General features: G+C 62.7%; 8 protein-coding genes. All 8 read right to left on the bottom strand.

Annotated features, from left to right (window positions below; translation table 11 throughout):
• Positions 1–288 precede the first annotated feature (288 nt).
• The 8 genes from ACZXDY_RS43395 to ACZXDY_RS43360 all read right to left on the bottom strand — a co-directional run bounded on the left by ACZXDY_RS43395 (position 289) and on the right by ACZXDY_RS43360 (position 8,836).
• Entirely contained in the window at positions 289–1,287 is a 999-nt protein-coding gene (locus ACZXDY_RS43395) for a branched-chain amino acid ABC transporter permease (RefSeq protein WP_051396758.1), read from the bottom strand.
• Positions 1,284–2,180 (bottom strand): branched-chain amino acid ABC transporter permease, encoded by an 897-nt coding sequence (locus tag ACZXDY_RS43390; RefSeq protein WP_464349714.1) that lies wholly within the window; start codon positions 2,178–2,180, stop codon positions 1,284–1,286. The genes ACZXDY_RS43395 and ACZXDY_RS43390 overlap by 4 nt, the downstream gene beginning before the upstream one ends.
• Positions 2,181–2,182: 2 nt before the next feature.
• Positions 2,183–2,920 (bottom strand): ABC transporter ATP-binding protein, encoded by a 738-nt coding sequence (locus ACZXDY_RS43385; protein ID WP_035690354.1) that lies wholly within the window; start codon positions 2,918–2,920, stop codon positions 2,183–2,185.
• Complete coding sequence (locus ACZXDY_RS43380) at positions 2,917–3,627, bottom strand: ABC transporter ATP-binding protein (RefSeq protein WP_245287298.1); 711 nt, start codon at positions 3,625–3,627, stop codon at positions 2,917–2,919. Before ACZXDY_RS43380 ends, ACZXDY_RS43385 begins: the two co-directional genes overlap by 4 nt.
• Positions 3,628–3,711: 84 nt before the next feature.
• The gene (locus ACZXDY_RS43375) at positions 3,712–5,010 is read right to left on the bottom strand and encodes an ABC transporter substrate-binding protein (RefSeq protein ID WP_028164306.1); all 1,299 of its coding nucleotides are present in this window, start codon (positions 5,008–5,010) and stop codon (positions 3,712–3,714) included.
• 582 nt (positions 5,011–5,592) lie between these two features.
• Positions 5,593–6,546: a dihydrodipicolinate synthase family protein gene (locus ACZXDY_RS43370; RefSeq protein ID WP_464349713.1), complete on the bottom strand. Its 954-nt coding sequence runs from the start codon at positions 6,544–6,546 to the stop codon at positions 5,593–5,595.
• Positions 6,547–6,699: 153 nt separating this feature from the next.
• Complete coding sequence (locus ACZXDY_RS43365) at positions 6,700–7,104, bottom strand: c-type cytochrome (RefSeq protein WP_196237279.1); 405 nt, start codon at positions 7,102–7,104, stop codon at positions 6,700–6,702.
• Positions 7,105–7,147: 43 nt separating this feature from the next.
• Positions 7,148–8,836 carry a PQQ-dependent dehydrogenase, methanol/ethanol family gene (locus ACZXDY_RS43360; protein ID WP_464349712.1) on the bottom strand — a complete coding sequence of 563 codons (1,689 nt, stop codon included), beginning with the start codon at positions 8,834–8,836 and terminating at the stop codon, positions 7,148–7,150.
• Positions 8,837–9,411 lie beyond the last annotated feature (575 nt).

Genomic DNA, 9,411 nt, shown 5'->3' with positions numbered 1-9,411 from the left:
CCGGTCCATCCAGGCAACCCTCGTCGCAACATTGAGGGTGAGTCGCCTCATTTTGTGGAGGGGACATACAGTCTAGCCGTCATCAGCGCGTTGAAAACATCCCGCAGTGCGCAAGGCAAGAGGCTGCTCCATTGCCACTCGCGGGTCGGCAACAAAGTGCTAATCTCTCGAGCCCACCCGGCTGGCAGCGGACACGGTCATTTTACCGACGAGGTGATTGCCCTCGGGCGTCGGTCGATTCGTAACGAGCATTGCTCGACCACTCTAGCGGGCTCGGGCAGGGTGACGCTAGCGATTGAGCCAGCGCCGGGCAAAGCCGAGTAGGCCCTGCGGCAGGAAGATGATCATGACGATGAAGATCACGCCGAGCGGGATGAGATACGGGAACTGATCGCCGAAAATGCGCGACAGCAGCTCGCGAATGAGTTGGAAGAAGCCGGCGCCGACGATGGGGCCGACCAGCGTGCCGATGCCGCCCATGACGTTGAAGATGACGGTGTCGCCCGAGGTGGTGAAGAACACGAATTCCGCCGCCGCGAACTGGTTCTGCACGGCGTAGAGCACGCCGGCAAGCCCAGCGAACAGACCGGACAGCATCACCGCCACGATCTTGTAGCGCTCGACCGGATAGCCGATCGCCCGCGTGCGCGCCTCGTTCTCGCGGATTGACTGCAGCACCATGCCGAAGGGCGACTGCATGATGCGGCGCAGAAGCACATAAGAGCCGGCGACCACCGCCAGCACGAACCAGTGCAGCGTTGCGGTCGAGAAACGTGTGTCATAGAGGAACGGGATTGTGAAATGCGGGCGCGAGAAGATCAGTCCGTTCTCGCCGCCGGTCACCTCGGTCCAGGTGAAGATTATCACATAGAAGATCTGCGAGAAGATCAACGTGGTGATGGCGAAGTAGATGTCGCGCAGTCGCGTGGAGAAATAGGCAACGAACAGCGCCGCGCCCGCGGCCCCGCCGAGCCCGAACAGAATGGCAAGCCACAGATTGGGCGGGCTGACGATCAAGAGCGCCGCCGCCGCGCCATACATGCCGAGTCCGAAGAACGCCGAATGCCCGAAGGAGACCATGCCGGTATAGCCGATGAGGATGTCGGACGACATCGCAAGCAGGCCCCAGATCAGGATTTCGGTGAGGAAGCGCCGCCAGTATTCGGGCAGCACCAGCGGCGCGACAATCAGCACCGCCATGACCACGCAGAAGCCGATCCAGAAGACGGCGGTGTGGCTCAATTTCGTTGTGAGCGGCATCGATTTGCTGAGCGGGCCGGTTGTCATTTGGGCGTCGGAACGAAGAGGCCGGTCGGCCGGAACAGGAGCGTGAGGATCAGCACCACGAAGGAGACGATCACCGCTTGCGAGGGATCGACCCAGATCGCCGCATAGGCTTCGAGCAGGCTGATGAAGATCGCCGCCCCGATCGAGCCACCGAGATTGCCCATGCCGCCGATCACCACGACGATGAAGGCCTTGAGCACCCAGTCGAGCCCCATGGTGTGGTTGACGCCGACCAGCGGGGCAAACAGCACGCCGCTCGCCGCCGCCATCGCTGCGCCGATCGCAAACACCGCGGTGTACACCATCGGAACCGGGATGCCCATGGCCTGCGCCATCACGCGGTCCTGGGTGGTGGCGCGGATCCAGACGCCGTATTTGCCGTATTTGAGGAACAGCCAGAAGCCGCCGATGATCGCCGCCGACAACAAGGCGATCAGAATGCGGTACCAGGGATAAGTGAGATAGAACAGGTTGAAGTGGCTGGTGATCGGTTCGCCGATCTTGCGCGCCACCGGGCCGAATTGCCACAGCGCGTAGTTCTGCAGGATCAACGATATGCCGAATGTGGCAAGAATCGTGTTGAGCGAATCGCGGCCGAGCAGCGGACGCAGGGTGGCGACCTGTATGGCCGCGCCGAGGAGGGCGACGATCAAGGCGGACAGCACGAGCGCTATCCAGAAGCTCCCCGTCGCGGTCAGGACCAGCACGCCGACATAGGCGCCGAGCATGAACAATTCGCCATGCGCGAAGTTGACCACATCCATGATGCCGAAGATGAGCGTCAGACCCGAGGCGACCAGCGCCAGGATCATGCCGGTGACCACGCCATTCACGGTCTGAATGATCAGCAAGTCCACCGGAATGCTCTGAAAGAAGTGCGCGACTGCGTCCATCCCTAGACCCCCAGATGCTGTCTGATGACCGGATCGTCGACCTTGATCTCGGACGCCGCGCAATGGTGGCGCACGAGGCCCTTCTCCATGATGTAGACGCGCTCGCTCGCCTCGAGCGTCAGCGGCACGTTCTGCTCGACCAGCAGGATGGCGACACCCTCGCGATGCAGCACGTCGATGATCTGGCGGATTTGCGACACCATCCGCGGCATCAACCCTTCGGTCGGCTCATCGAGCAGGATGATCTTGGGCTCCAGCATCATGGCGCGCGCGATCGCTAGCATTTGCTGCTCGCCGCCCGAAAGCGTGCCGCCGGCCTGGTTGCGCCGCTCGGCGAGCACGGGGAAGTAGGTGAACGCCTTGTCGAGCAGCCCCGCTTTGCGCTCTTCGGTGACGCCGTTGCGGTCGAGCCCGGTGCGCAGGTTCTCCATCACCGTGAGCAGGCGGAAAATGCGCCGATCCTCCGGCACATAGCCGATGCCGAGGCGGGCAAGCTTGTGCGGGGGCAGGCCGGAGATGGCGTTGCCGTCGAGCAGAACAGAGCCGTGGCTGGGCCGCACCAGTCCCATGATGGTCTTGAGCGTGGTCGACTTGCCGACGCCGTTGCGGCCGAGCAGGCCCACCACTTCGCCCGGCTGCACGTGCAGCGTGACGCCATGTAGGATGTGGCTCTTGCCGTAATAGGTATGCACGTCCTCGACCAGGACGATCGGCTCGGTGCGGGGCGCGGTCTGGTTCATGTCTTGAGATAGACCTCCTGCACCTTGGAATTGCGCTGTATCTCCTCCGGCGTGCCGTCGGCGAGGATTTCGCCGTAATGCAGCACGGTGATGCGATGGCACAGCTCCATCACCACCTGCATGTCGTGCTCGACGATCAGGATCGTCAAATTCTTGGCGATGCGGCGCACGAGTTGCAGGGTGTCATGCGTCTCCGCCGTGCTCATGCCGGCGGTCGGCTCGTCAAGACACAACAAGGTTGGCTCAGTCGCAAGCGCAATGCCGATCTCCAGATTACGCTGTTCGCCGTGCGACAGATTGGCGGCAAGCTGGTCCGCCTTGTCAAGCAGGCCCACCGATCGAAGCGCCGCCTCGGCCCTCTCGTTGATGTTGGGGAAGGCGGAGTGATGCGAGATCATGTTCCAGGCATGCCGGCGCGACTGCGCGGCAATGCGGACGTTTTCCAGCGCCGAGGCGTTGGGCATGATGTTGGTGATCTGATAGGAGCGCGCGATGCCCTTCTGCGAGATGGTGTTGGACGGCAGCCCGGTGATGTCCTCGCCGTCGAATAGGATGCGGCCGGAGGTGGGTTTGAGCACGCCGGTCAAGCAATTGAAGAAAGTGCTCTTGCCGGCTCCATTCGGGCCGATGATGGCGCACACCTCGTCGCGCTTGACCTCGAAATTGACCTTGGACAGTGCCGCCAGGCCGCCGAACCGGACAGTCAACAGTTCGGTCTTGAGTACAGGAACCGACGCCGCTGTCCGGCCATTCGCCGGGGAGCGCACGTCGTTGACAGCTTCTCCGCTCACTTACGCAGCGGGGAATTTGCAGGCCGGAGGAACGATGGTCTTGTCCTTCGGCACCATTTCGAACAGCTCGAACTGACCGCCTTTGACGGTGTAGAGGAACTGGTTGAGGAACGCCTGGTGATCGGCCTTGCGCAGCGTCTTATCCCCCTGCGGGAAGTCGTCGCTGAGCTTCATCTCGAGCCCTTCCAACGCCTCGATCAGCTTCATCGTGTCCTCGCGCGTCTCGAATTTCGACATCTCCATGCCGTGCTTGAGCGCGTTCATGGCCTCGTAGTTCGACTGCACGTAACGGTCGGGCAGCGGACCGGATCGATCGATCTTGGCCAGCCGCTTCTTGGCCTCGTCGAAGAAGCGGTGGTGATGGGGCGTATCGAGCGCGCCCTGGAAGATCGGGACGTAGCGGTTGATGGCGACAAAGCCGTCGATCTTGTTCCCGAGCGCCGGCAGATTGGCGGATTCGCAGATGGCGCCGTCACCGGCCCATTTGTACTTCTTGGCGAGGCCGAGATCATAGGCCTGGTTGCCGATGGTCACGCCGTCCTTTCCGAAGAAGATGCCGAATAATCCGTCGAAGTCGCCGGAAATCTTCGACAGGAAGGGCGTCATGTCGGCGGTACCGAGCGGGATGCCGGTCGTGCCGACGACCTCGCCGCCGTTCTTCCTGATCTCCGCCGCGTAAGCGTCACGCGTCGACTGGCCCCACGAATAGTCAGCATAGGCGATGTGCCACTTCTTGCCCATCTTGGCGAGCATCGGGCCGAAGGCGACCGCCTGCGCCGGCGCGTAGTCGTGGACACGGAAGCTGTAGCGGTTGCACTTGGAGGTGGTGAGCGTGGTGTCGAGGCACACACTGATCATGTTGACGATCTTGGCTTCCTCCCAGACCGGCATGCAGGCGAGACAAATATTGGAAAGGAAGCCGCCGACATGGACGTCGATCTTGTCCTCCTCCACCATCTTCTGCGTCTTGCGGCGGGCAACATCGGGCTTGGACTCGTCGTCCGCAATCACCAACTCGATCGGCCGGTCCATGATGCCGGCCATCTGGTTGATACGGTCGACCGCCATCTGCAAACCGACCAGCGCGGTTTTGCCACCGGCGGCACCGGCGCCGGATAAGGGCTGCTCTGAGCCGATTTTGTACGGCTTGGCGGCGCCGAAGGCGGCGCGCCAGGGCGCCGGCACCAGCATCACGGCGCCGATCGCCCCACCGCCCCAACCGATGACGCGACGACGCGTGACCTTGCCGCGATACCAGAAGTTCTGCGCCCCCTCCTCGTCTTTCCACTTCTCAGTCATGGTCCGTTCCTCCTGTGCGTTCTGATCAGGTGGAGTTCGGTCGGTCGATGTCGTCGTCCGCACGTGCCGCGCAATGCAAGGCACGGCTGCGGACATTTGGACTCCATGCACCCAGGCGGCGTGAGCCCGCATCGACTATCCTCCCTTTCCGGCCCTTGGCAGGCTCTTGCCGAGTAATCTGCTCTCTTTAGCAATCGCGATCCAGGGCAAGCTTCAACCCATGGACGTACTCAATTTGTCGCATGTGTTGCTCGCGAAATGAGCAGGCATTGCTCGCGCGACCGGCGGCGGATGCGACACTTGCTATGCGCGATTTGCCCGGCGCTGCGTTGCGACGGTACCCCGGCAGCGGGCCTGCAGCGCGGCTCGCGATACCGGCGGGCGGCTATCGCCGGCCGGCCGCGGGGCTCACACCCTGCTTGGTGCAGATGATCTCGCCATCCTTCCTGCCGCCGACGAGCGACTTTTGGCGGCGGTATCCGAGGACGTACGCTGGCCGCGCGTGCGCGCGGCCCTAAAAGGGCGACGGTACGGGCTCCTTCAAGACCCGCTTCGCTCGCTGCTCAGAATAACGGAAAGAGGTTAGGCCGCATCGCGCGCGTTCTTGTCGAGTAAGACGGCCTCGATCAGCGCCTGACGAATGCGCATGATCTCAGAGCGCTCGATCTTCACCAACGGCGGGCGCACGACTGCACGCGGCAATTTGCCGAGCAGCACCAGCGCCTCTTTCATACGGTTGTGCATATCGACGAAGGGATCGGCGTAGGACACGCGCATCAGCGGCTCGATGCGGTCGTTGAGCCGCTTGGCCTCGGCGAGGTCGTTGCCCTGCACCGCGCGGAACAGGCGCGCCTGCAAATCGGCGATCACGCTGCCGGAACCTGACAGCAACCCATTGCAGCCAAGCACCAGCGAAGAAAGCAACCAGGCGCTATGCGTACTGAGCACATTCACCGGCCGCGGCAGATTCTGCAGTGTGCGCAGATGCCACTCGTGATGCGGCACGTTGCCGATCCAGTCCTTGATGGCGCGGACGGTTGGCACCTCCTCGCACAGCTTCAGCAGCGTATCCTTCGGATAGCCTTGGCCGGTCGCGAGCGGATACTGGAACACGATCAGCGGCAGGTCAGCCGCGTCGGCGATGCGCTTGAAATGCGCGAGCGCCATTTGCGGCGACTGGCCGAGGGTGAACGGCGCCGGCGGGAACACCAAGAGCGCGGAGGCGCCGCCTTCCGTCGCCATGCGCGCAAGGCGCGCCGCCTCGAGGCTGCCGTCGGCCCAGATGCCGTTGATCAGCGGCAGCTTGGCCCCGATCTCGTCCTGTGCGATGTCGAGCACGCGGCGCTGCTCGTCGAAACTGCACGAGCCGACCTCAGTTGAGTGCGCGTTGACGGTGATGGCCGAGAGGCCTTCGACGGAGGCCACGTCTCGCACGTGCTTGCGGAAGCTCGCCTCGTCGATGGCGAGATCGTTATCAAATGGCAGCAGCACCGCCGGGATCACGCCGTGCGGGACATAGTTCACGTGCCGGGGCATTGGCTCGCCTCCTATCCCATGTCATTCCGGGGCGCGAGCAAAGTGAGCGAACTCGGGATCCCGAATCAGGCGCCGAATTTGTGTTTGGATTCCGGATCCGGCGCTACGTGCCGTCCCGGAATGACGTGGCAAAAATTACACCGCCACCTCACTTCATGGCTCTGCCTGCACGGTCTGGAGAAAGGTGCAGATGGTCCATATCGTCTCGTCATCGAGCCGCCCCGTCCAGTTGGGCATACCTTTGTCAGGTCGGCCATGCGTGACCGTGGAGTGGAACACGTTGGCCATGTTCTCGCCGTAGCGACGCTTGAGCCGGCGGAGGTCTCGGGGCGGATCAGGGCTGACCGCATTCGGCCCGTGACAATGCGCGCAATATTGGTTGAATAGACCGCGCCCCGCGGCGGCCCGGCTGGCGTCGCCGCCGTAAGGGTTTTTGGCCGCGACCGCAGGATCGTCGGCGCGCGCATATCGCGTCGCACTGGGCAGACCAAAGAAGACGGCGAGAATGGTCGCTCCCGCGAAGATCGCGACAGCGATCCTCGCAGGGAGTCCTTGCACGCCGCTAAGTTTCCCCATGCTCACGACGGCACAGTCGACCGGTTCAGTCTGTCAACGCGAAGACGAACAGCGCGCCGCCCTCGGGGCTCGAGGCGAATACCCGTTCACCGGTATGCCCGAGGAAGCTTGGTGGGGTCTTGAGCCGGCCGGAGACGACGGCGACGTATTGCTTGCCATCAAGCTCGTAGGTGATCGCACCCTGGCTGATCCCAGACCCGGCGTTGAACTTCCACAGTTCCTCGCCGGTTTTGGCATCGAGCGCCTTGAACCAGCCCTGGATGTTGCCGTGGAAGACGAGCCCGCCGGCTGTCGTCAGGGCGCCGCCCAAGAAAGGCAGCTCCTCTTTGCTGCCCCAGACCCGCTTCTGACTGATCGGATCCCATGCCACCATTTCGCTCATGAAGCCGCCTGGACCGGGCTTGTCGAGATCGAACTCCTCGGCAAGAAAAAACGCGCCCTTCTTCCTTTCCTCCTTCTTGCCGACGAGATCCATGCAGAGGTTGAAGGTCGGGATGTAGACCAGACCGGTCTGCGGGTTATAGGCCATCGGCTCCCAGTTTTTGCCCCCGAACAGGTTGGGGCAGATGTCCTTTGCCCAAACGTCGAGCCGCGGCCGCTTTTCCGGGACTTCGACCGGCCGCCCGGTCTTGAGGTCGATCTCTTTTGCCCAGTTGACCAGGACGAAGGGCTGGGCCGATATCAGCGCCCCGGTCTTGCGATTGAGCACGTAGAAGAAGCCGTTGCGGTCGGCCTTGAGCCCGACGGGCGTCTTCTGCCCGTTGAGGTCGAGGTCGGCGAGCACGAGTTCGTTCACGCCGTCATAGTCCCAGGTGTCGTACGGTGTCGTCTGATAGTGCCAGACGATCTTGCCGGTATCCGCGTCGAGCGCCAGCGTGCTGGCGGTGTAGAGGTTGGTGAACTTGCCGTAGTCGCTCGTATCCGGGCCGCGCGCCGAGGCTCCCCACGGCGAAGGGTTGCTGGCCCCGTAATAGACGAGGTTGAGCTCCGGGTCGTAGGAGCCGACGAGCCATGCGGCACCGCCGCCATATTTCCACGAGTCGTTCTTCCAGGTTTCCGCGGCAGGCTCACCGGCGACAGGCACCGTATAAGTGCGCCACACCTGTTTGCCGGTATCCTGGTCGTAGGCCGTGATCGCACCGCGAACGCCGTATTCGCCGCCGGCATAACCGGTGATCACGAGGTTCTTGACAAGGATCGGCGGCGAGGTGATCGCGGCGCCCTCGTGGTAGTCGACGACCTGGGTCTTCCAAAGCTCCTTGCCCGTGTTCGCATCGAGCGCGACGAGGTAGGCGTCGAGCCGGCCAAGAAACAGCTTGCCGCGCGCATAGGCGACGCCCCGGTTGTCGAGCCCGCAGCAAGTCGTCGGCTGCACGTCTGCGGGAATCTCGGGCGCATACTTCCATTTCGGCGTACCATCCTTCGCATTGAGCGCATAGACATAGCGGGGCCCCGCGGAAGTCGTGACGAATAGCGTATCGCCCACGAGCAGAGGGGTCGATTCCTGGGCCTCCAACGAACCAAGCTGAGCCACCCATGCCACCCTCAGCTTGGCGACATTGTCCCTGTTGATTTGGGTGAGCGCGCTAAAGCGCGTATTCGCAGCGTCGCCGCCATAGATCGTCCACGATTTTCCGCTTTCCGCGGCAGCCCCTACGGGAAGCGCCAACAGCGCCAGCAGCGAACCTGCAAGCATTCCGCTCAGTCGCGACATTGCGATATCCTCCCTGTTTGTTCTTTTTCCAGGCACGACGCTTCGGCGTTTTTTGCGCATGCCCGGCGAGCGGACGGATCATAATCCTTTGGGAGGCCGCTGGGCAAAGATCAGCCCCGGATCCACGATGCTCACGGCTAATTGCCGCGATTGGCGCGGTGTGCTGCATCGCAGCGTTGACGATGTGGCCGCCTTCGCGCTGGGCGCGGATGTGCGGCAGCAAGGTACGGATGCCGTAAAGGACTCCCATAAGATTGACGTCGAGCAACCACTCACCAATTGTCGAGTGAAGTGTTGTCGATGCCACTGCCGCCGGCGGCACCGGCATTGTTGCAAACTACATGTACATTTCCGAATGCCTCGTACGAGCCTTGGCGGCATGCTCGAAATGTCTGGAGTTGGCCCTTCGCGACATGTTGCACCGCCGCGCGATCTCGGTCGCTAACAAAGCATAGCGGAAGTTGACGGGCAGCCGTCTATTGCAGAGGGCGACGGTCGTGACCCGAATGTATGGTCCGGCCGCGCGTTGCAAGCGGTTTCGTCAACCTGGCAGATGCGGTCTTGCATCAATGTAT

This window comes from Bradyrhizobium sp. LeoB3, from assembly GCF_055456055.1.
Note: the sequence above shows the minus strand (reverse complement) of the source record. Positions and strands in the feature narration are given on the sequence as shown.